This is a genomic window from Sorangium sp. So ce128, assembly GCF_051525245.1.
In the GTDB taxonomy this organism is placed as follows: Bacteria; Myxococcota_A; Polyangia; order Polyangiales; family Polyangiaceae; genus Sorangium; species Sorangium cellulosum_B.
In genome coordinates this window covers 251,361-273,555 of sequence record NZ_CP150313.1, presented here as the reverse complement: position 1 = coordinate 273,555, position 22,195 = coordinate 251,361, and the positions used below count along the sequence as shown (strand labels likewise).

Genomic DNA, 22,195 nt, shown 5'->3' with positions numbered 1-22,195 from the left:
CCCCGACGACCGGGCTCGCCGCGGCTCACTCCTTCGTGAACCTCATGTAGTGCTTGATGGGCCCCGAGGCGTCCGCTCCCGCCGATACCGGGAAGCCTCTCGTGAACGAGGATCCCTGCGCGCAGAACGGGTTCTCCTCGGGCTCCTCGCCCTCGGACTCGATGGCCAAGATGGAGCCGGAGACCGACCAGGTGCCCGTCGACGTCGTCGTGATCCGCCCCAAGACAAACGTACACGCGCAGTCGGCGCCCGCATGAGCACACTCCACCGAGGTGAAGGGCGACTCCTTCCCAGCCGCGGCCCGCTGCATTTTCACGCTGAGCTGCGCGCACGTGATCGGGATGTCCTCGGCCGCGAGGCACGCCGCAGGGTACACCACCTCGATCGGCCCTTGCTGCGTGACGGTCGTGACATGGGTGTTATCGGCCCGGAATTCGGCGCGTCCGCTCACCACCATGCCGCTGATGTCGATCTCCGCGTCACACCCCTCGTCGAGGTCCTCGAACATCGAGGGATCCAGGCACGCCTCATCCATCGTCCACGTCCCTGTCGGGTCGCCGCCGCACGCCGCGACCAGCCCGCAGGAGGGGCCTTCTTCCTTGCTGTTTCCCTCGTCGTCGACGCTGCCGCCGCACGCGGACAGCGCCAGCAGGGTCGTCACGATCACGGCCGAGCGCGCACGAGAAACCCATTTCATCGCATCCTCCATGGCAACGAGACAGGACCCCTCCACGACCGTGCCGTGCACAGCACGGCAGGCGTCATGGCTTGCAGCGAAGCGGAGCCCCTGATCGCGCTGTCACGGCAGCGTACCTTCCGGGCAACAGTAGTCGAGGCTCGTCAGCGGTACACACCCGGGGGGCGGTTCCTTTCCTATCTTGCACGTCGCCCAGTCCGGAGGGTCGCCGAAGTAGGTGCAGGACTCGACGTCCGTGGCCACCACCGCGCAGTCCGCGCCTCCGGTCCTCCGGCACTGCCAATACGCCGTCCACTCCGGCCTGCACGCCGGCGCCCACGGACCGAAGAAGTTCTCGTCTGCTCCGCAGGCGAGCTGCGCGGGCTCCTGGGCCGCCAGGCAGGCGTGGTAGGCGTCGAACTCGGCAAAACACGCCTCCGTCGGGTACTGGTCCACCGCCACGAAGCACGCGATCGAGCAGTTCTCCGGCGCGCAGCCGGCGCTGAACACGTCGCACGCGGCCTCGCACACCGCTGTCGACCGAGCCTCCGAGTACCCTTCTACGCCCCCGCCCTCTCCAGCTCCCCCGCCGCTCGAACCGCCGCCACAGGCGACAAGAGCCGCTGCGAACAACATCCCCGCAGTCCCGAAAATTTCAGCACGAACAGCAATTTTAACATAACCAGGAACAGGCCAAACGCTCATTCCGCGCCCGCACTGCAAGGCGTGAGCCGCCCCGGCGAGCGCGCATCGAGGCGCTCATTCGGGCGCCGGCGGCGGGGCGAGGTGGGGGCCGCGCCGCCCTCACCACCCGGCATCCGCGCAGGCCCTGGCTTCGACGATGTCTCGTGGCGCCTTCTCCTCGCCGCCGTTTCGCGCCATCGTGCTCGCGGGATGAACAGGGCACGAACGATCCACGGCGGCCGGGCGCGGCGGGCTCCCCGCGCGATCGCGTCGCTCCCGGCGCTGCTCGCCGTCCTTTCGGGCTGCGGGGACCGGCAACCCCAGCCGGGCGGCGGTCCCGGCGACGGCGGCCCCGCCGCCGCGCAGCCGCCGCCCGACGCGGCGGCGTCCTCGCCGGCGCCCGTGCCGGCACAGGCCGCCTCCTCGTTCGCCGCCGCCTCCGCGCACCCGGCCGTGCCGACCGCGGTGCCGAGCGCGTCGAGCGACGTGGTCGCGGGCGCGTCGCAGCGGTACGAGGCCGGGCCCTCGGTGATCGCGTCGGACAGCATCGACGGCGCCGCCCTCAGGGAGCGGCACGTCGAGCGCATCAAGGCCGACGACTCGCCCGTCACCGTGCTCCGCGGCCAGGGTCCCCTCGAGCTCGGCAAGCGCATCTGCGAGGCGGTGGTGCCGAGGCGCCCCGCGGCGACTCCCGTGCTCCTCAAGCCGAACATCTGCGGGTTCGACAGCGTGAAGGACCCTGCAAAGTCGAAGGGCGACGACGGCGTGACCGGCCGGATCACCCAGCCGGAGTTCGTTCGAGGCGTCGTCCAGTGCCTCAAGGCGCGCGGACACACGAAGATCACGATCGCCGAGGGCTGCGGCCACTCGCACAAGTTCTGGAAGGACATCGCGCAGCGCACCGGCTATGAGGCGATGGCCGCGGAGGAGGGCGCCGCGCTCGTCGCGATGGACGACGACGGGGTCTACGACGTCGCCGGGGACAGGCCCGGAAAGCCCCTCGCCATCCGCGGCATCCAGACAACCCACGTCCCGACACTGCTGATGCCGAAGGTGCTGGCAGAGCACCTCGACCACGGGCTCTTCCTGTCGCTCCCCCGGCTCAAGATGCACCGGTACTCGGTCATCTCCGTCGGCATCAAGGGCATGCAGGGCACGGTCATGCTGTCGGACAGCGCGCCTGCCTACAAGCAGAAGTGGAGGATGCACAGGGAGCTCAAGGCGTACCTGGACACGAAGTCCGCTGGCCAGGAGGATAGAGCTCTTTACTTATCGTCGCTCCGCGTCTTCGCCGAGCGCATGGTCGACGTGCTCGAGATATCCGCGCCGGACGCGGTGCTCGGCGACGGCGCGCCGGCGATGGGCGGAGACGGCTTCCAGGTCCTCTACCCCACGGCGGAGATGGTGGCCATCGGCGGCACGAACCCGGTGCGGGTCGACCGCGTGGCGGCGGAGCTCCTCGGCGTCTGGAACAGCCCCGCGCTCGCGCGCGAGCTCGGCGGCCACCGGACCTCGCCGCTCATCGACGCCGCGGCGAAGCGCTTCGGGCTGGATCTCAAGGCGACGGCGATCACGGGAGACGGGGCAGATCTCCTGAAGAGCCCGAGGCCCGTGCATTACAAGGCGATGGCGCCCTTCCGGCTCGACTGGGAGCCCGGACAGGCGCCCTTGCCCGGCGGGACCGCGAAGGGGCTCGATCCAGCGCCGCCGGCCTCGCAGAAGGCGCCCGGCGGTGAGCAGGGCGGCGGGTCGGACGGAGGCCCCGCGAAGCCGGAGGCACACGCGTCGCCTCTTCCGCCGGGAGAGCAGGTCGTGCTCGACGGGAAGGCCGACGACGCGGCGTGGAGCCGCGCGAAGGCCGTGCAGTGGGACACCGACTATGCCGGCAAGCCCACCGGGTTCCCCACGCGGGCGCGCTTCCTCTGGTCGAAGCAAGGGCTCCACGCGCTCTTCGAGCTCGCGAGCGCGGGGCTCAACACGGATCGCTCGAAGCCCGTCGGCACGGAGCGAAAGGGACTTTATAAAGAGGATTGCATCGAGCTCTTCCTGACGCCGGCCCCTGGCTCGCCAAGGCGGTATTTCGAGGTGGAGATCGGGCCGTTCGGCCATTTCTTCGATATCGCCATCGACCGCGACGCGCGCCTGGAAGACACGGCGTGGTCGAGCGGCGCGACGATCGCGACGAGCCAGGACGCGCAGGCGCGCACGGCCGTCATCGAGGCGCTGCTGGCGGCGCCGGGGATCGTGGGCGCGCTCGCCCCGAACGCGCGGCTGCCCATGAACCTGTACCGGATGGAGGGCAAGGACCCACGGCATTACCTCGCGTGGAGCCCGCCCCGCACGAGCAAGCCGAACTTCCATGTCCCCGAGGCGTTTGGCGTGCTCGTGCTCGATCCGTGAGACAAGGCAGCGGGCGCCCCGCCGCGGCCGGGAGCAGGCGGGGTGAGCTGGCGCTTGCGGTCCGCGCGGGGTGCGCCATCGTCCCTCGTGCATGCCGATCATCACGGGAATCGCCCCCTCGCCTGACAAGCCTGGCCACGTCGTCATCCTGGTGGATGGGGTCCCCTTCGCCACGGTGCCCGAGCAGGCCGCCGCCGGCCTGACCCCCGGCCAGGAGAGCCCCGGGGCCGCGGCAGAGCCGCCGCGAAAGGCCGGCGAGGCCGCGCAGAAGACCTACGAGCGGGCGCTGCGGCTCCTGTCGTTCCGTGCGCGATCGGCCAGGGAGCTGGAGAAGCGCCTGATCGAGAAGGGCGAGCCCAGGGAGCACGTGACGACCGCGATCGAGCGCCTCACCTCGAGCGGGCTGCTCGACGACGCGCGCTTCGCGGAGGCCAAGGCGCGCTCCGGCATCGTGGGCAAGCCCCGGTCGCGCCGCAGGATCGAGCAGGACCTCGCCCGCAAAGGCGTCTCGCGCGACGTGGCGGACGCGGCCATACGGCAGGTCATGGCCGAGGAGGGAACGGACGAGTCCGCCGTGGCCGAGCGGGCGGCGCGCAAGAAGCTCCGCTCGCTCTCGGGGCTCGCTCCGGCGGAGCAACGGCAGAAGCTCTATGCTTTCCTCGCGCGCCAGGGCTATTCGCCCGACGTGGCGCGCCGGGCGCTGCGCGCGGTGCTCGACGCGCCGCCGTGAGCGGCGCCGGCGCGCCGGCCCCTCCGCGGTGTACGGGCTCCCCTGAGCAGCCGAAACGCCCTGTTTTCTGCCCTTCTCCCGCCACCCACCGCACGCTACAAAGGGCCCATGTCGCTCGAGCTGGATGGCCTGCCGCCGGATCGCGCGGACGCTCGCGCGGTCCTCGCCGGCGGAGGCGAGATGGGCGCGCGCATGCGCGCGATCGACTGGTCGAAGACGCCGCTCGGGCCGGTCTCGTCGTGGCCGCAGAGCCTCAAGACGTGCGTGCGCATCGTCCTGACGTCGCGCCAGCCGATGTTCGTCTGGTGGGGCGACTCGCTCATCAATCTGTACAACGACGCCTACAAGTCGATCGTCGGCGGCAAGCACCCCGAGGCGCTCGGGCAGCCCGCGTCCGTCGTGTGGCGCGAGATCTGGGGCCAGGTCGGGCCGCGCGCCGCGTCCGCGATGCGCCGCGACGAGAGCACCTACGACGAGGCGCTCCTCCTCATCATGGAGCGGAACGGCTACCAGGAGGAGACGTATTACACGTTCTCCTACAGCCCTGTGCCGAACGATCAGGGCGGCACGGGCGGCATCCTCTGCGCCAATACCGACGACACGCGGCGAATCCTCGGAGAGCGGCAGCTCTCGCTCCTCCGCGACCTCGCGGCGCGGACCGCGCACGGGCGCTCGTGGGAAGACGTGTGCGCGCGCAGCGCGAGCTCGCTCGCGACCAACGCGAAGGATCTCCCGTTCGCGCTCCTCTACGTCGTCGACCCGGACCGGCGGCGCGTGCAGCTCGCGGGCAGCACGGGGTTCGAGCGGGGGCACGCCGCGGCCCCCGAGACGATCGCGCTCACGGACGAGTCGCCGTGGCCGCTCGCCGCGGTGCTGCGAGAGCACGAGTCCTGCCGCGTCGTCGAGATACCGACTCACCTCCGGGGTCTCCCCACCGGCGCATGGCAAAGGCCGCCGACGCGGGCGGCCGCGCTCGCGATCTCCCCTTCGGGCGAGACGGGGCGCGCCGGGGTCCTGATCGTCGGGCTGAATCCATTCCGCCTCTTCGACGACGATTACCGCGGCTTCCTCCACCTCGTCGCCGGCCAGATCTCGGCCAGCATCGCGAACGCGCAGGCGTACGAGGAGGAGAAGCGGCGGGCGGAGGCCCTCGCCGAGCTCGATCGCGCGAAGACCACGTTCTTCAGCAACGTGAGCCACGAGTTCCGCACGCCCCTCACGCTGATGCTCGGGCCGCTCGAGGACGCCCTCGCGTCGGCGGAGCGGAGCCTGTCGGGCGCGGATCTCGAGACCGCGCACCGCAACGCGGTCCGGCTCCTCAAGCTGGTCAACGCGCTGCTCGACTTCTCGCGCATCGAGGCGGGCCGGATCCAGGCGTCGTACGAGCCGACCGATCTCTCTGCGCTCACCGCGGATCTCGCGAGCGCCTTCCGCTCGGCGATGGAGCGCGCGGGGCTCGCCTTCGAGGTCGATTGCCCGCCGCTGCCCGAGCCCATCTACGTCGATCACGACATGTGGGAGAAGATCGTTCTCAATCTCCTCTCGAACGCGCTCAAGTTCACGTTCGAGGGGACGGTCTCGATCGCGCTCCGCGCGCACGGCGATCGCGCCGACCTCACCGTGCGGGACACCGGGACGGGCATCCCGGATCGGGAGCTCTCGCACCTGTTCAAGCGGTTCCATCGGGTCCAGGGCGCGCGATCCCGCACGCACGAGGGGTCCGGGATCGGGCTCGCGCTCGTCCACGAGCTCGTCCGCCTCCACGGCGGGACCATCCACGTCACGAGCGAGCTCTCCGTGGGGACGTCGTTCACGGTCTCCCTGCCTCGCGGGGCCGGGCACCTGCCGAAGGACCGCGTGAACGCCGCGCGGACGCTGGCGTCGACGACGACGGGCGCAGCGCCTTATGTGCAGGAGGCGCTCCGCTGGCTGCCCCGCGCAGAGGGCGACTCGCCCCCCGGCGCAAAGGGTGACCCGCCCCCCGGCGCAGAGGGCGACTCGCCCCGCGGCGCAGAGGGAGATAACGCCGTCGAGCACCTCGCCCCGGCGGCGTGGACGTCGTTCGACGGCGCCGCGATCGAGGCCGGGCCGGCGGCGCGCGTCCTCCTCGCGGACGACAACGCCGATATGCGCGAGTACGTCGGGCGGGTGCTGCGCGAGCGCTGGACGGTCGAGGCCGTCGCCGACGGCGCCGAGGCGCTCGCGTCGGCGCGCCGCAGCCCGCCGGATCTCGTGCTCACCGACGTGATGATGCCGAACCTCGACGGCTTCGGCCTGCTCCGCGCGCTGCGCGCGGACGAGCGCACGAGGGGTGTCCCGGTCGTCATGCTCTCCGCGCGCGCCGGGGAGGAGTCGCGCGTCGAGGGGCTCGAGGCGGGCGCGGACGACTACCTCCCCAAGCCGTTCTCCGCGCGCGAGCTCGTCGCCCGCGTCGCCACGCACCTCCAGCTCGCCCGATTGCGGGCAGCGGCCGAGCGCGAGCGCGAGCGGCTGTACGACCTCTTCATGCAGGCGCCGGTCCCCATCGCGGTGTTCGCCGGCCCCGAGCACCGCTACGAGGTCGCGAACCCGCCGTACTGCGAGATGGTCGGCCGGCGGGATCTCGTCGGGAAGAGCGTGCGCGAGGCGTTCCCTGAGCTCGGCGAGCACGAGGCGATCGCGATGCTGGACCGCGCGCTCAAGGCCGGCCAGCCGCTGCGCATGACCGAGCTGACCATCCCCGTCCGGCGCGGCGGCGCGGTGGACGAGGCCGTCTTCAACTACGTCGCTCAGCCCATCCGCGACCCCTCCGGCGCCGTCTCGGGCGTCATGGTGGTCGCCTTCGAGATCACCGATCAGGTGCTCGCGCGGCGCCGCATCGAGCAGCTGAGCCAGCACCGAGAGGAGCTCATCGCAGCGCTCGCGAAGACGAACCAGGAGCTCGACCAGTTCGCTTACGTCGCCTCGCACGACCTCAAGGCGCCCCTCCGGGGGATCGCGAACCTGTCCGAGTGGATCGAGGAGTCGCTGGCGGGGAAGCTGGACGGCGAGACGCAGGAGTACATCCACCTCCTGCGCGGGCGCGTGCGCCGCCTCGAGGCGCTCATCGACGGGATCCTCCATTACTCGCGGGCAGGGCGCCTGCGCGGCGACGTGGTCAGCGTCGACACCGGCCATCTGCTCGCGGAGGTCGTCGAGCTGCTCTCGCCGCCCGAGGGGGCCCGGGTCGACATCGCGCCCGGGATGCCGACGATCGCCGCGGAGCGCGTCCCGATGCAGCAGGTGTTCCAGAACCTCATCAGCAACGCCCTGAAGCACGCGCGCCGCAGCGACGCGCGCGTCGAGGTGACGTGGGAGGACGCCGGTGCCTACGTCGAGTTCGCCGTGAGCGACAACGGGCCCGGCATCGCGCCCGAGTACCACGAGCGCATCTGGGATCTCTTTCATACGCTCGAGTCGCGCGACAAGGTGGAAGGCACCGGGATAGGGCTCTCCGTCGTGAAGAAGATCGTGCAGAGCCGCGGAGGGAGCGTGTCCGTCTCGTCGCGCCCCGGCGCAGGAGCCACCTTCATCGTGCGCTGGCCCAAGCGGGTGAAGGACGAGGCCTGACAAATCCGGCGCGTCCCGCGAGCTGCCCCGGGTTGACGCAGGCCCCGCGACGGCCGAAGGTGCGAGCATGCATGCGCGCCGAGAGTCGTTGGAGCCGTGGCTTCGGAGCTTCGTCGCCGACAACGGGGGTATCGCTGGCACGGTGCACCTCGTCGAGGGCGATGCGCTCGCGCTGGCCGCCGCCGTGAACATCCCCGAGAAGGTGCAGGAGATCACGCGCCGCGTCCCGCGGGGCAAGGGGATGGCCGGGCTCGCCTGGGAGCGCGACCAGCCCGTGCAGACGTGCAACCTGCAGACGGACACGTCCGGCGACGTGCGGCCCGGGGCCAGGGCGGTCGCGGCGCAGGCGGCGGTGGCGCTGCCCGTGCGCGACGCCTCCGCGAGCGTGCGCGCCGTCGTGGGGATCGCGTTCGCCGGCGAGCGCGAGCTCGGTCAGGACGAGCTCGATCGGCTCGCGCAGGGCGCTGGCGCGCTGCCGGCCTGACAAGAGCGCTCCCGCGCCGGGCCACCTCGCTGCCCGCCGCAGCGCCGCAGCACCGCTGCTCGCCACAGCGCCGCTGTCCTACCGCGCCGCTGCCCGCCGCAGCGCCGCTGCCCAGCTGTACCGCCACGCCACCGCACCACAAGGCCCTTGTTTTTCGCGGCTGCGATGCTAGCGATGCCCGCTCTCCCATGGAGACGAACGGACGCAGCGCCCCGAAAGCCGCGATCGACGCTCCGCTCGACGCGCGCGATCTGGACGCCCGCCCGCACGTCCGCGTGGAGGACCTCGTACGCGGCGCCGCGAACGAGCCCGCATGCGAGCGCGCCGCGGCCGGGCCTGGCGAGGGCGGCGCCATGGGCGAGCCCCTCACGGCGAAGCTCGCCCGCCGCACCGTGCCGGGCGCGCTCTACGAGCCCGGTCCCGAGGCGGGGTATCTCCGGTGCACCGCGTGCGCGCACCGCTGCGTCCTCGCGCCGGGGCGCGCGGGCGCGTGCGGGATCCGCTTCGAGAAGGACGGCGAGCTGCGCGTCCCGTTCGGCTACGTCGCGCGCCATTACGTGCGCTCGGTCGAGACGAACACGATCTTCCATGTGCGCCCCGGCGCGAGGTCCCTCACCTTCGGGATGTTCGGGTGCGACCTGCGCTGTCCTTATTGCCAGAACTGGAAGGTCTCCCAGGCCCTCCGCGAGCCGGAGGGCGACGGCGAGCCCATCGACATCAGCGCCGCTGATCTCGTCGAGACGGCCGTCGCGGCGGGCTGCGGGGTGCTCGCGAGCGCCTACAACGAGCCGATGATCACCGCCGAGTGGGCGCGCGCCGTCTTCGCCGAGGCGCAGCGGCGGGGGCTCGTCACGGCGCTCATCTCGGATGGCAACACGACGCCCGAGGCGCTCGCGTACATGCGCCCGGTCGCCGACGTGTTCCGCGTCGACCTGAAGGGGTGGAGCGCGGATCAATACCGGACGCTCGGCGGCCGCGTCGAGCCGGTGCTCGCGGCGATCGGCGAGGCCCGGCGCCTCGGCTACTGGGTCGAGGTCGTGACGCTCGTCGTCCCCGGCTTCAACGACAAGGCGGCCGGCCTCCGCGCCCTCGGCGCCGAGATCGCCGGGGTCGACCCCGACATCCCCTGGCACCTCAACGCCTTCTACCCGCGTTACAAGATGCGCGATCGCATGACGACCGACCCGGCGTTCCTCGTGGACGTGGCGGGCGTCGCCTACGCGAGGGGGATGAAATACGTCTACGTCAGCAACGTGGCCGACCGTGTCCGTGAGCTCTCGCATACACGCTGCCCCGCCTGCCACGAGGTCGTTGTGCGGCGGTTCAACTACGAGACGCAGGAGGTCCTCCTCTCCGGCGGCGCGTGCCCTTCCTGCGGGACGCGCGTGCCCGGGCTGTGGGGACCGGCAGCGCCGTAGCGCCGCACAGGCGGACGCCCGGCTCCTGCCGAGCCCGCGAGCGCATCGCCGCCCGGGAGCCGACTGGGCCTGTTGCTGAGAGGTTTCTGCCTCATTTCACCAGACGCCCTGTCCGGTGCTCCGCACATCCCGGCAGAGCCATATTGCGTCCCTACCGAACTCCCCCGATCGCAGGAGCATCGCTGCCCCTCGGGCCGCACAGGCCGGCTGGAACAGGCTCCGCCCGCTGATCGGACTGGCCTGCTGGCCGGCCAGTCGACTGGCCGGCCAGCAGGCCACTTCAGCCGGCCACTCCGATCCAAGAGCTCCCACAAGGAGGCTTGCCGCGGCGCCGCATGTGGTAAATTTCCACCATGTCGTCGCCGTCCGAACGTCTCGCGCAGATCCTTGCGGAAGGCCGAGGCATCGCGACTCGCGAGCTCGGTGAAGCGTGTGCGGCGGAGCTCCACACGCACGCCAAGCAGCGGTATCTCGCGCTGGAGGCGACGATGCCGCAGTTCCGGAGCAGCACGAATCGCAAGCTCTTCGAGCTCGGCCCGCCGGTGCTCGCGATCTACGAGGCGCTCCTGCACGACCTCGGCGTGGATCGGGAGCCGGCCCTGCGCATCGCCGAGGACATGCTGCTGGCCTTCTACCGCAAGCAGCTGAACCGGAGCCCGCTCCTCGGCGCCGCCATGGATGTGATGTTCCGGCTGAAACCAGCGCGGAGCCTGCTCATGATGAGCCTGCGCGCGGACGAGCCGGAGGGCATCCGCTTCGACGAGGCCAGCGGCACCGGCGCGCTCTTGGCCTTCGACGTGCGCGCGTGCCCGATCGTGGCGTTCGCGCGACGGCACGGCGCGCCGGAGATCGTCCCCATGATCTGCCGCCTCGACGACCTCAAGGTGAAAGAGCTCCACGGCGTCGAGCTCCGCCGCACGGGCACCCTCGGCGCGGGCGCCGAGCGGTGCGACTTCCGGTACGTGACGGCGAAGAAGTAACGTCGCGCTCCGCGGCCGGCGCAGAGCGCACATGGGCTCACCACCCGTCGCTCGGGTGCGCCGGTGGGCTGCGCGCGTCGCCATTCAATGCTTTCCTCATGACGCGCTGCACCCCTGAAAAGGGTCATGATCGTGGGGCGGTGTACGATGTGCGCTGCGCGCATTTCAACATTGAAACATAAATGCTCTTTCCTGGATCCCCAAAGAGCGTGTCCGTGTTAGTTGTTGAATGATCACTCGATCCCCGATCGCTCCTGAAGTCGCTTTCTCGAGGAGGTCATATGAAGTCACCGTTCGCCCTGCGAAGGGTCGCTGGCAGCCTTTTGTCCGCCGCGGCGTCGTCTCTTGTCCTCGCGGCCAGCGCCCCCGCCCTGGCCGAGCCGTCAACCACGCTCTTCGAGAGCGGGCAGGTGCGCCCGCTCGCGCTCGCTCCCAGCGGAAACCTGCTCTTTGCGCTCAACACGCCGGATGGCCGCCTCGAGGTCTTCCGCGTCCATCACGGCGCGCTGGTCCACCGGAGCTCGATACCGGTCGGGCTGGATCCGGTCGCCGTGGCGGCGCGGAGCGACACCGAGGTGTGGGTCGTGAACCACCTGTCCGACAGCGTCAGCGTCGTCGAGCTGTCCCCTGGCGGATACGGCGGCCGCGTCGAGCGCACGCTGCTCGTGGGCGATGAGCCGAGAGACATCGTATTTGCGGGCCCCGGGCGGCGCCGCGCGTTCATCACGGCGGCGCACCGCGGCCAGAACAACCCGAACGATCCCGAGCTCACCACGCCGGGCGTGGGCCGGGCCGACGTCTGGGTGTTCGACGCGAACCACCTGGGCTCGTCGCTCGGCGGCGAGCCGCTCGCGATCCTCACCCTCTTCACCGACACGCCGCGCGCGCTCGCCGCCACGCCCGACGGCGCGCGCGTCTACGCCGCCGGCTTCCACTCGGGCAACCGGAGCACCGTCGTCACCGAGCTGCTCGTGCCCGACGGCGGCGCGGCGAACGGCGGCTCGCCGGGCCCGATGACCAACGCGTTCGGCGACCCGGCGCCCGAGGTCAGCCTCATCGTGAAGTTCGACGGCGCGCACTGGGTCGACGAGCTCGGCCGCACCTGGGACGACACGGTGCGGCTCTCGCTGCCCGACAAGGACGTGTTCGCCATCAACGCCATGGCGAACCCCCCGCGGCCGATCGACGGGCCCTCGGGCCATTTCACCGGCGTCGGGACGATCCTCTTCAACATGGTCGTCAACCCGGTGAACGGGAAGGTCTACGTCTCCAACACCGACGCGCGGAACGAGCAGCGGTTCGAGGGCCCCGGCGTCTTCGCGGGGCAGAGCCTGCGGGGCCACCTCCACGAGAGCCGGATCACGGTGCTCCGCCCCGGCAACGCCCCCCCGCGCGTCGCGCCGCGGCACCTCAACAAACACATCGATTACTCGGCCTGCTGCGCCCCCACGCCGAACGCCGAGAGCGAGGCGAGCCTGGCCCAGCCGGTCGACATGGCCGTCACCAGCGACGGCGCGACGCTCTACGTGGCCGCGCTCGGGTCGAGCAAGGTCGGCGTTCTCGGCACGGCCGCGCTCGAGAGCGACACGTTCGTGCCCGACGCTTCCGACCACATCGAGGTGAGCGGCGGCGGCCCGTCGGGGCTCGCGCTCGACGAGGCGCGAGGCCAGCTGTTCGTGCTGACCCGCTTCGACAACTCCATCTCGATCGTCGACACCGCGACCCGGGCCGAGACAGCGCACGTCGCGATGTACAGCCCCGAGCCGCCGAGCGTCGCGCTCGGCCGGAGCTTCCTCTATGACGCGCGCACGAGCTCGGCGCACGGCGACTCCTCGTGCGCGAGCTGCCATATCTTCGGCGACTTCGACAGCCTCGGGTGGGATCTCGGCAATCCGGACGAGCCGGTCACGACCAACCCGGGCCCCTTCGTCGGCCCGCTGCTCAACCTCTTCACGCAGCAGCCGATGCCCCAGGAGTTCCACCCGATGAAGGGCCCGACAACGACCCAGAGCCTGCGCGGCATGGCCAACCACGGCCCCATGCACTGGCGCGGCGATCGCACCGGCGGCAACGACGCGCCCACCGCGCAGCCGGACAGCGGCTCGTTCGACGAGCGCGCCGCGTTCATGAAGTTCCAGGCCGGCTTCACCGACCTCCTCGGCCGGAGCGGCCCGATCCCGGCCGCCTCCATGGAGGCGTTCGCGGACTTCATCCTGCAGGTGACCTATCCGCCCAACCCGATCCGCCGCCTGGACAACTCGCTCACGCCGGATCAGCAGGCCGGGCGCGACACCTTCGTGAGCGGCAACCTGGACGGCACCGCCATCTGCAATGGCTGTCACGTCCTCGACCCGGAGGGCAATCCCGGCGTCGACAAGCCGGGATTCTTCGGAGCGAACGGCAACATGACGTTCGACTTCCAGCCGCAGCTCATCAAGACGCCGCACCTGCGCAACATGTACCAGAAGGTCGGGATGTTCGGGATGGCCGCCCCGCTGTTCGGCATCCTGCCCGGCGACAACGATCCCAAGGGCGACCAGGTGCGGGGGTTCGGCTTCCTGCACGACGGCAGCTTCGACACGCTGTTCCGGTTCTTCCGCGGGATGGGCTTCTCGCCGTTCACCGGCTTCACCAACCAGTTCGGCACCTTCCCGGACAACCCGAACGGCCTGCCGGATTCGCCGGCGGGCGACGCGGTCCGCCGGCAGCTCGAGTCGTTCCTGCTCGCCTTCGACTCGAACGTCGCGCCGATCGTCGGCCAGCAGGTCACGCTCACGACCGGCAACCAGGCCGCCGCCGATCCGCGCGTCGATCTCCTGATCGCCAGGGCGGACGCCGGCGAGTGTGATCTCGTGGCGAAGAGCCACCTGGCCTTGCAGGAGATCGGCTTCCTTCACACCGGAGCAGGGCAGTTCGTCGCCGACCGGATGGCGCTGCCGCCGATCCCGGACGCGGTGCTCCGCCAGATCGCCCTCGCGACGGGGCGACCCCTGACCTACACGTGCACGCCGCCGGGCTCCGGCTACCGCATCGGCCTCGATCGCGACGAGGACGGCTTCCTCGACGGCGACGAGCGGAGCGCCGGCAGCGACCCGGCGGACCCGGCCGACACGCCCTGAGCTCCGCCTCGCGGCGCGGCGCGCGGCCGGCGCCCGCTGGCCCTCACCTGTCCCGTCATCGCACCTGCACGCCGGCGCGGAGCGCGCAGTCCGGGTCGGCCGGGAACGCGCAGGCGAGGGCGCACACCCCATCTTGGCCGCAGTGGAGATCGGCGCAATCGGGGTCGACGATCTCGGGCCCGACGTCACACGCCGCCTCGCAGAGGCCGTCCGCGCGGCACGGGTTGTCCGCCTCGAACTCGTCGATCGTCGGCTGGATGAACTGAGATATCTGGTCGAGATCGGTGCGCGCCTGCACCCCGTCCAGCGTGCAGGGGTCGTCGCCGAACGAGGTCACGCCGGCGTGGCGCTCGACGCCCCCGCGCACGAGGAACGCCGGACCTCCGGAGTCGCCGGCGCACGTGTTCATGTCGGGGACCTGGTAATAGAACTGGGTCGCGTCGATCGTCCCCGGCGTCCCGCCGACCTGGGCGGGGCCGACGGCCACGATAGGGAACGTCACGGCGCGGCGCATGCCGAACCCCGTCCCCGCGACGCCGTCGGAGACACCGTAACCGACAAAGGTGTAGTCCGGCCCGACGTACCAGGTGGTATTCTCCATCGATTCGCGCAGGAGGGGCGCGGGCTGCACGGGCGCGTCGCTCTCCAGCTCGAGGAGGGTAAGGTCGTTCTGGAGGCTTGCGGGATCGAAGGCGGGGTGCCTCCGCGACGTCTCGATCCGCACGCTCTCCGACCGCCGCCCGAGGGTCGGGCCGAAGAAGACGCGCGTGAGCGCGCCGTGGCAGTGTCCCGCGGTGATCACGGTGCGCCGCGAGATGACGGTCCCGCTGCAGTACGCCCGGCTCCGATTGCCCACGCCCACGACATAGGCGTGCGTCGTGTCCACAGCGCCTCCAACGATGCGCTGCCGGGACGTGAGCAATGGCTGCTCGCCGTCGCCCGCGGGAGGTGCGTCCGCGCAGCCGAGCCCGCCGAGGCACAGGATCGCGATCGGGATGGCATTCTTCATACTGCAACCTTTCCGTCCAGAAATGGTGTCCAGAGCGGCGGATTGCGGAGGCGCCCGCGGTTCGGCGCCGCTCGGACCCGCGGGCGCGCGGGGGGCATAACAAGCGCAGTGCCAGCGCCATGCTCGGCGAGCGCGCGAGTCGGCCGCGGGGCGCGGCGGGGAGTCCTGGAATGGCGCGCGAGCGGGGGGATCTCGTCGGGGCGAGCACCGCAGGAGGGACCGCGCGGACGTTCGCCCCGCTCCGGAGAGGGCATGGCGCCGCGGTCGCGGCCCATCGCGCCGCGGTCGCGGCCATCGCGCGCTCTCCGATGCCACGATAGCGGAGGACCGGGGGCGGGGCAGCGGCCGCCACCAAGCTCCCCCGCTCGTCGATCCGCGGCCGGCGCGCCGCCTTCGTCACGCGCCCGCTCGCCCAGGGGCGCCTCGCCGCCGTGCTCGCGATGCCGGCGCGTGACGAAGGCGGCGCGCCGGCGAGCGCCCACGCACACGCCAGGACGAGCTACGTTACACCTCGACCGCGGCGGCGCCGGCGCTGACCGCTTTCGCTCTCTGAGAGGAGACCATGGAGACCGCCAGAGCAGAAGTCGCCCCTTCAGCGGGCATGCGCGATCTATCGACGCTCCCGGGACCCCGGAGGCTGCCGCTGCTCGGCAACCTCCTCGAGATCCGGCCGACCCAGTTCCACCTCACGCTCGAGGGCTGGAACCGCAGGTATGGCGATCTCTACACCTTCTCGCTCGGCCGCACGCCGGTCGTCGTCGTCGGCAGCGCCGAGCTCGTCCAGCGCATCCTGCGCGAGAGGCCGAAGGAGTTCCGCCGCTGGAGCCCGCTGCAGGAGCTCATCGACGAGATGGGCTTCGGCGGCGTCTTCTCGGCCGAGGGCGACCAGTGGACGCGGCAGCGGCGGCTCGTGATGAGCGCGTTCACCGCCGGGCAGCTGCGCGAGAGCCACGGCACGCTCTCCACGATCACCCGCCGGCTCCGGGAGCGCTGGCGCGCGTCGGCCGCGCGGGGGGCGCCGGTCGACGCGCGCCGAGACCTCGCCCGTTACACGGTGGATGTCACCACCGCCGTGGCGTTCGGCCTCGACATGAACCTCATCGAGCGCGGCACCGACCCCCTGTCGCACCAGCTCGAGACGGTCTTCGCGGCGCTCAACCGCCGCGTCTTCGCGCCATTCCCGTACTGGCGGCACGTCAAGCTGCCCGCCGATCGGGCCCTCGATCAGGCGCTCTCGGAGGTGCGCACGCGGATGCTGGGCATCCTCCGGACGACGCGCGCGGAGCTCGACAGGGATCCGGCGCGGGCCGCGGCGCCTCGCTCGCTGCTGGAGGCATTGCTCGTGGCGCGCGACGCCGACGACCCGAAGGCGCGGCTGTCGGAGCAGGAGGTGCTCGGCAACGTGCTCACGCTGCTGCTCGCCGGGGAGGACACGACGGCCGACACGATGGCCTGGATGCTCCACTTCATGGCCCTGCGCCCGGACGTGCAAGCACGGATGCGGGCCGAGGTCGACGCCGAGCTCGGCGACGCGGACCTGCCCGAGAGCCCGGAGCACGCGCAGCGGCTGCGCTATCTCGGGGCGGTGGCGCAGGAGACGCTGCGCCTGAAGTCCGCGGCGCCCATCCTGTTCATGGAAGCCTGCGCGGACACGGTGGTCGGCTCGCTGCGGCTCGCGGCGGGGACGCGGATGATCCTGCTGACGCGGCAGATCGCCCTGAAGGAGGAGCACTTCCACGACGCGGCCTCGTTCATGCCCGAGCGCTGGTTGACCCCGCGGCCGGCGGGCGCCGGCAAGCACGACCCGCGCGCCGCCCTCGCCTTCGGCAGCGGCCCGCGGGTCTGCCCCGGGCGCGCGCTCTCGATGGTCGAGAGCGCCATGGTGGGCGCCATGGTCGCGCGCGACTTCGATGTATCGCTTGTCGACCCGGCGCGGCCCGTGAAGGAGCTCCTCGGGTTCACGATGAAGCCGGAAGGGCTGTTCGTCCGCTTCACCCCCCGCCGCCGCTGACGCCCCATCGAGCCTCGTTCCGGGGCCATGCTGGGGTTGATCCCATCGAGAAAGACGCCCTGAGCCCATCGGGACACGACGTGCATACCTCTGTCAAAGCCGCGAAGCTGCGCTACCTCCTGGTCCTCGGTGTCGCCGTCGTTTCCTTCGCGCTCGGATGGTTTCTCAGGCCGTCTGTCCGCGTCGCTGGCTTTCCGGAGTTAGGGGAGCTGCAGCCGTTCACGAAGAGAGGCTGCACCAAGGTGGGAGTACCGTTAACGGAGCTCGGGGCGTTCTCGGAGGCCTTGCTCCGCTACTCGCCCGGCGACAGCGCGCGGCTCCAGGTGGTGGCCTTCCGCCGCGCGGGCCCGGACGCGGAGCTGCTGCAGCTCGACGCGGGCGAATACGACGACGAGTTCGACGCCAGCGGGGAGGTGTTCAAGCTGCGCTGGGATGCCGCCAAGGGGTGGCAGGTCGACGACTGTCACGTGGTCGTCAGGTACTGGCCTGGAAGGCCCTGAGCTGCGCGTCATGCTCATTCCCCACAGCCGACCGGAAATCTCGTGCGGCCGACAAATTCGAACCGTTCCACGGCACGCCGAGCCTGCGTCAGATCCGGCACTGCCTGCGCAAGCAGCTCACGTGGCATCACGAGCTCGAGCGCCGCGCCCGCTCTGCAGCGCGCTCCGTCGCGCCGGACGAGGACACGGACACGCCACCGCAACCGGCGGTCGCCTTCCCTGCGCTGGTCGTCATCAGCCCGGGGCGTCCTGAAACGGTGCTCGACGCCTACCGGTGCGAGCCGGTGCAAGCCGGCGTCTACCACGCCGTACCGGGCCTGGTGATGCGCGTGGTGGTGCTCGCGGAGCTGCCCCGGACGCGTACAACGCTGCTGCTGCGGCTGCTCGGCTCGGGCCGCCGCTTGCGCGAGGCGCTGACGGATCTGGCGGCACTGCCAGACGATACCTGGGAGAAGAGCGTCGCCACGCCGCTGCTGGTACACTTCCGGCACGGAATCCAGGAGCCGACGACCGACGAGGAGGACGATGTGAGCGCAGAGATCCGGGCGTGGTTCAAGGAGTACGAGCAGAAGCTCCGCTCCGAGGAGCGGAAGGAAGGTCGTGACGAGGGGCGCGCCCAGGGGCGCGCCGAGGAGGCGGCGCGTGCCGTGCTGACCGCGCTCCGGGTCCGCGGCATCGCCGTGCCGGACGCCGCGCGTGAGCGCATCCTGGCCGAGAAGGATCCTGAGATCCTGGAACGGTGGCATGAACGGGCCATCGTCGCGGCATCGATCGCCGATGTGCTCCCGGACCTGAGCTGAGCGATGGCAGCCGGCGGCAGACTGCCCAGCTGCTAATCCCCCTTACCCCTTTCGGGGCCGTCCACCGAATCTCCATCGCCCTCCGCCGCCTCCCGAGCCACCCCGTGCCCCACGCCGTCATCACCTCCCCCAGCGCCGCCGCCCGCCTCGATCGGGCCGTGGGCTGGCTGCGCCGCCGGCGCCCCGCCGAGCGCGTGCTCCTCGTCGGCGCCTCGGTCGAGGCCGTGAGCGAGCTCGCCCGCGCGTCGATCCGCGGCCGCCGCGCCACCTTCGGCTGGCACCGGCTGACCCTGGGGCGCCTCGCCGCCGCGCTCGCGATGCCGGCGCTCGCCGAGCGCGGCCTCGTTCCGGCCAGCCCGCTCGCCATCGAGGCCCTCTGCGCGCGCACCCTCGACGGGCTCGCGCAGGACGGGCTGCTCGGCCGCTTCGCCCGCGTCGCGGATCGACCCGGGCTGCCGCGCGCCGTCGCGCGGACGCTCGACGAGGCGCGGCTCTCCGGCGTCGCGCCGGACGCGCTCGCGCCGGCCGATCTCGACCGCATCGCCCACGCGTTCGACGCCGCCCTGGACGACGCGGGGCTCGCCGATCGCGCGATCGTCCTGCGCCTCGCGGCCGAGCGCGCCCGGGCCGCGGACGACGGCGACCCCCGCTCGCGCCACCCGCTGCTCGGGCTGCCGATGCTCCTGCTCGACCTGCCCGTGCGGTTCGCGCTGGAGCGCGAGCTCCTCGAGGCCGTCGCCGCGCGCTCGCCGGACGCGCTCGCCACCGTTCCGGCCGGCGACGCCGCGTCGCTGCGCCACCTGCAGGCGGCGCTCCGATCGCCGCCGCGGCGGGTCTCGCTGACCGCGGTCTCCGCCGCGCACGACGGCGCCGGCGCGGGCAATGGCGTGGACGACGGCGCCGACGACGGCGCGGGCGACGAGCCGCCGCCGGTCGCGCCCAGCACCTCGCTCGCCCGCCTGCAGGAGCACCTGTTCGACCCGCTGACCGACGAGGCCCCCGGGCTCGGCGACGAGGTCGAGATCCTCTCCGCGCCCGGCGAGAGCCGGGAGTGCGTCGAGCTCGCGCGCATCGCGCTGCGCGAGGCCGCCCGCGGCGTGCCGTTCGAGCGGATGGCGATCCTCCTGCGCGCGCCCGAGCAGTACCGCGCGCACCTCGTCGAGGCGCTGCGCCGGGCCGGGATCCCTGCGCACTTCGCGCAGGGCTCGGTGCAGCCCGACCCGGCGGGCCGCGCGCTGCTCGCGCTGCTCGCGTGCGCCGCCGAGCACCTGTCGGCGTCGCGCTTCGCGGAGTACCTCTCGCTCGGGCAGGTCCCCGACGCGACGCCCGCGGGCGAGCCGCCGCCGGCCCCGCCCGAGGCCGACCGCTGGGTGCCGCCGGACGACGACCTCTTCCCCGAGCTCCTGCGCGGCGGCTTCGACGAGGCGCCTCCGGACGACGACATGGCGGGGGAAGATCTCGGGTTCGATCCGCCAGGGAAAAGCTTCAGTCCGGCCGCCCAGAACCCCAATCGGACAGCCCCCAACCCCGATCGGACAAACCCAAACCCCGATCGGACAAACCCAAACCCCGGTCGGACAGTCCAGAGGCCCGATCCGACAGCCCCAAACCTCGATCCGACAGCTCCAAACCCCGATCCGACAGCCTCAAACCTCAATCCGACGGCCCCGACCCCCGATCCGACAGCCCAGGGCCCCGACGCCCCGGTGCACGACGGCACCCTGCGCGCCCCGCGGCGCTGGGAGCGCATCCTCGTCGACGCGGCGGTGATCGGCGGGCTCGATCGGTGGGAGGCGCGGCTCTCGGGCTTCGAGCGGGAGCTCCGGCTTTCGCTCTCCCGCGCCCCCGAGGACCGCGACGCCGCGCGCATCGCGCGGACGCTCGCCGACCTCTCGGCCCTCCGCGCCTTCGCGCTGCCGCTGCTCGCGGCGCTGCCCGGCCCGGGCGAGCGCGCGACCTTCGGCGAGTGGCAGCGCCGCCTCTCGGCCCTCGCGACGCGCGCGCTCCGGCGGCCCGAGCGCGTGCTCGCCGTGCTCGCCGAGCTCGCGCCGATGGCGCACGTCGGCCCGGTGGACCTCGGCGAGATCCGCCTCTGCCTCGCGCGCCGCCTCACCGACCTCGTGCTGCCCCCGGCCGCCCGCCGCGACGGGCGCCTCTTCGTCTCGCCCATCGAGGGCGCCCGCGGGCGCTCGTTCGACGTGGTCTTCGTCCCCGGGCTCGCCGAGCGGATCTTCCCGCAGAAGGTCACCGAGGACCCGATCCTCCGCGACGCCCTGCGCCGGACGATCGCCGGGGGTGACTCGGGCCTCGACACGAGCGACGACCGCGTGGCGCGCGAGCGCCTCGCGCTCCGGCTCGCGGTCGGCGCGGCCCGCCAGCGGCTCGTCGTGTCGTACCCGCGCGTGGACATGGATCAGTCCCGGCCTCGGGTGCCTTCGTTCTACGGCCTCGAGCTCCTGCGCGCGGCCGAGGGCAGGCTGCCCGGCTTCGGGGAGCTCGAGCGCCGCGCCGAGCAGGGCGGCGCCGCGCGCATCGGCTGGCCCGCGCCCGCGCGGCCCGAGGACGCCATCGACGCGGCCGAGCACGACCTCGCGCTCCTCGAGACGCTCTTCAGCCTGCCGGAGGCGCAGACGGTCGGCACCGCGCGCTACCTGCTCAACGCCAACCCCCACCTCGCGCGGGCGCTCCGGTTCCGCGCGCGGCGCTGGATCCCGGGCTGGACGAGCGCCGACGGGCTGTTCAAGCCGATCGCGGAGGCGCGCGAGGCGCTCGCGAAGCACGCGTTCGGGCGCAGGTCGTTCTCGCCGACCGCCCTCCAGCACTTCGCCGCGTGCCCTTACCGCTTCTTCCTCTACGCGGTGCACAAGCTCGCCCCGCGCCCGGCGCCCGAGGCGATCGAGGAGCTCGACCCGCTCCAGCGCGGCCGGCTCGTGCACGACGTGCTCTACGAGGTGCTGGTCGCCCTGCGCGACGCAGGCAAGCTGCCGCTCGGCCTGCCAGCGCTCGACGAGGCGCGGGCCGAGCTCGATCGGGCGCTCGACCGCGTCGCCGCGCGCTACGCGGACGAGCTCGCGCCGGCGATCCGGCGGGTCTGGGACGACGGCATCGCGTCGGTGCGGGCCGACCTCCGGGAGTGGCTGCGGCGCGCCGCGGAGGACCGCGACTGGGAGCCGATCCATTTCGAGCTGTCGTTCGGGCTGCCACGCCGCCTCGCCACCCGCGATCCGGGGAGCTCGGACGCGCCCGTGGAGCTCGACTGCGGCGTCCGGCTCCGGGGCTCGATCGACCTTGTCGAGCGGAGCGTGTGGGGCGCGATGCGGGCGACCGACTACAAGACGGGCAAGGCGCGGGCGCCGCGCGACGCGGTCGTGAGCGGCGGCGGCACGCTCCAGCCGGTCCTCTACGCGCTCGCTCTGGAGAAGCTCATGCCTCCGGGCACGCAGGTCGAGTCCGGGCGGCTCTATTACTGCACCTCCGCCGGCGGGTTCACGGAGGTGCCGATCTACCTGGACGCGCGGGCGCGCGACGCGGCCGCCCAGGTGGCGGGGATCATCGGAGACGCGATCGACAAGGCGGCCCTCCTGCCGATGCCGGCGGAGGGGGCGTGCGCGCAGTGCGATTACCGGCCGGTGTGCGGGCCCTACGAGGAGCTCAGGACCGGGAAGATCAAGCGGCGCGACATCGAGCCGCGGCGGCGGCTGGAGCAGCTCCGCCGGCTCGCGTGAGCGCGGGTGTCGCACGGAAGCGTCGCCCCTGGTGAGCGCGGGTGTCGCACGGAAGCGTCGCCCCTGGACAG

At 72.2% G+C, this 22,195-nt stretch carries 14 protein-coding genes; 11 read left to right on the top strand and 3 right to left on the bottom strand.

All coding sequences use genetic code 11. The annotated features are described in order from the left end of the window. Positions 1 to 25: 25 nt before the first annotated feature. Entirely contained in the window at positions 26 to 697 is a 672-nt protein-coding gene (locus WME82_RS01070) for a hypothetical protein (RefSeq protein ID WP_438041303.1), read from the bottom strand. 102 nt (positions 698 to 799) lie between these two features. Further along, complete coding sequence (locus WME82_RS01065; protein WP_438041302.1) at positions 800 to 1,207, bottom strand: hypothetical protein; 408 nt, start codon at positions 1,205 to 1,207, stop codon at positions 800 to 802. 363 nt (positions 1,208 to 1,570) lie between these two features. On the opposite strand from WME82_RS01065, the gene WME82_RS01060 reads away from it, so the two are divergent. The 7 genes from WME82_RS01060 to WME82_RS01030 all read left to right on the top strand — a co-directional run bounded on the left by WME82_RS01060 (position 1,571) and on the right by WME82_RS01030 (position 14,079). Continuing rightward, a complete protein-coding gene (locus tag WME82_RS01060) occupies positions 1,571 to 3,760 on the top strand; it encodes a DUF362 domain-containing protein (RefSeq protein ID WP_438041301.1) in 2,190 nt (729 codons plus the stop codon). A 91-nt stretch (positions 3,761 to 3,851) separates the two neighbouring features. Further along, positions 3,852 to 4,490, top strand: a complete 639-nt coding sequence (locus WME82_RS01055) for a regulatory protein RecX (RefSeq protein WP_437743702.1) — start codon at positions 3,852 to 3,854, stop codon at positions 4,488 to 4,490. 108 nt (positions 4,491 to 4,598) lie between these two features. After that, the gene (locus WME82_RS01050) at positions 4,599 to 8,078 is read left to right on the top strand and encodes an ATP-binding protein (RefSeq protein WP_438041300.1); all 3,480 of its coding nucleotides are present in this window, start codon (positions 4,599 to 4,601) and stop codon (positions 8,076 to 8,078) included. A 67-nt stretch (positions 8,079 to 8,145) separates the two neighbouring features. Further along, positions 8,146 to 8,562 carry a GAF domain-containing protein gene (locus WME82_RS01045; protein ID WP_272097267.1) on the top strand — a complete coding sequence of 139 codons (417 nt, stop codon included), beginning with the start codon at positions 8,146 to 8,148 and terminating at the stop codon, positions 8,560 to 8,562. A gap of 188 nt (positions 8,563 to 8,750) precedes the next feature. Continuing rightward, the gene (locus WME82_RS01040) at positions 8,751 to 9,980 is read left to right on the top strand and encodes a radical SAM protein (protein ID WP_438041299.1); all 1,230 of its coding nucleotides are present in this window, start codon (positions 8,751 to 8,753) and stop codon (positions 9,978 to 9,980) included. Between the two features lie 353 nt (positions 9,981 to 10,333). Continuing rightward, entirely contained in the window at positions 10,334 to 10,960 is a 627-nt protein-coding gene (locus WME82_RS01035; protein WP_438041298.1) for an L-2-amino-thiazoline-4-carboxylic acid hydrolase, read from the top strand. A gap of 281 nt (positions 10,961 to 11,241) precedes the next feature. Further along, positions 11,242 to 14,079, top strand: a complete 2,838-nt coding sequence (locus WME82_RS01030; protein WP_438041297.1) for a hypothetical protein — start codon at positions 11,242 to 11,244, stop codon at positions 14,077 to 14,079. 55 nt (positions 14,080 to 14,134) lie between these two features. Here the strand turns inward: WME82_RS01030 and WME82_RS01025 are convergent, their stop codons facing one another. After that, positions 14,135 to 15,088, bottom strand: coding sequence for a S1 family peptidase (locus tag WME82_RS01025; protein WP_438041296.1), 954 nt, complete (start codon positions 15,086 to 15,088; stop codon positions 14,135 to 14,137). Positions 15,089 to 15,650: 562 nt separating this feature from the next. Here WME82_RS01025 and WME82_RS01020 point away from each other — a divergent pair. The 4 genes from WME82_RS01020 to WME82_RS01005 all read left to right on the top strand — a co-directional run bounded on the left by WME82_RS01020 (position 15,651) and on the right by WME82_RS01005 (position 22,124). Further along, the gene (locus tag WME82_RS01020; RefSeq protein WP_438041295.1) at positions 15,651 to 17,099 is read left to right on the top strand and encodes a cytochrome P450; all 1,449 of its coding nucleotides are present in this window, start codon (positions 15,651 to 15,653) and stop codon (positions 17,097 to 17,099) included. A gap of 242 nt (positions 17,100 to 17,341) precedes the next feature. Further along, on the top strand, positions 17,342 to 17,599 hold the full coding sequence (locus tag WME82_RS01015) for a hypothetical protein (RefSeq protein ID WP_438041294.1): 258 nt from the start codon (positions 17,342 to 17,344) through the stop codon (positions 17,597 to 17,599). Continuing rightward, complete coding sequence (locus tag WME82_RS01010; RefSeq protein WP_438041293.1) at positions 17,545 to 18,399, top strand: hypothetical protein; 855 nt, start codon at positions 17,545 to 17,547, stop codon at positions 18,397 to 18,399. The genes WME82_RS01015 and WME82_RS01010 overlap by 55 nt, the downstream gene beginning before the upstream one ends. Positions 18,400 to 18,503: 104 nt before the next feature. Then, a complete protein-coding gene (locus tag WME82_RS01005; protein ID WP_438041292.1) occupies positions 18,504 to 22,124 on the top strand; it encodes a PD-(D/E)XK nuclease family protein in 3,621 nt (1,206 codons plus the stop codon). The last annotated feature ends 71 nt before the right edge of the window (positions 22,125 to 22,195 follow it).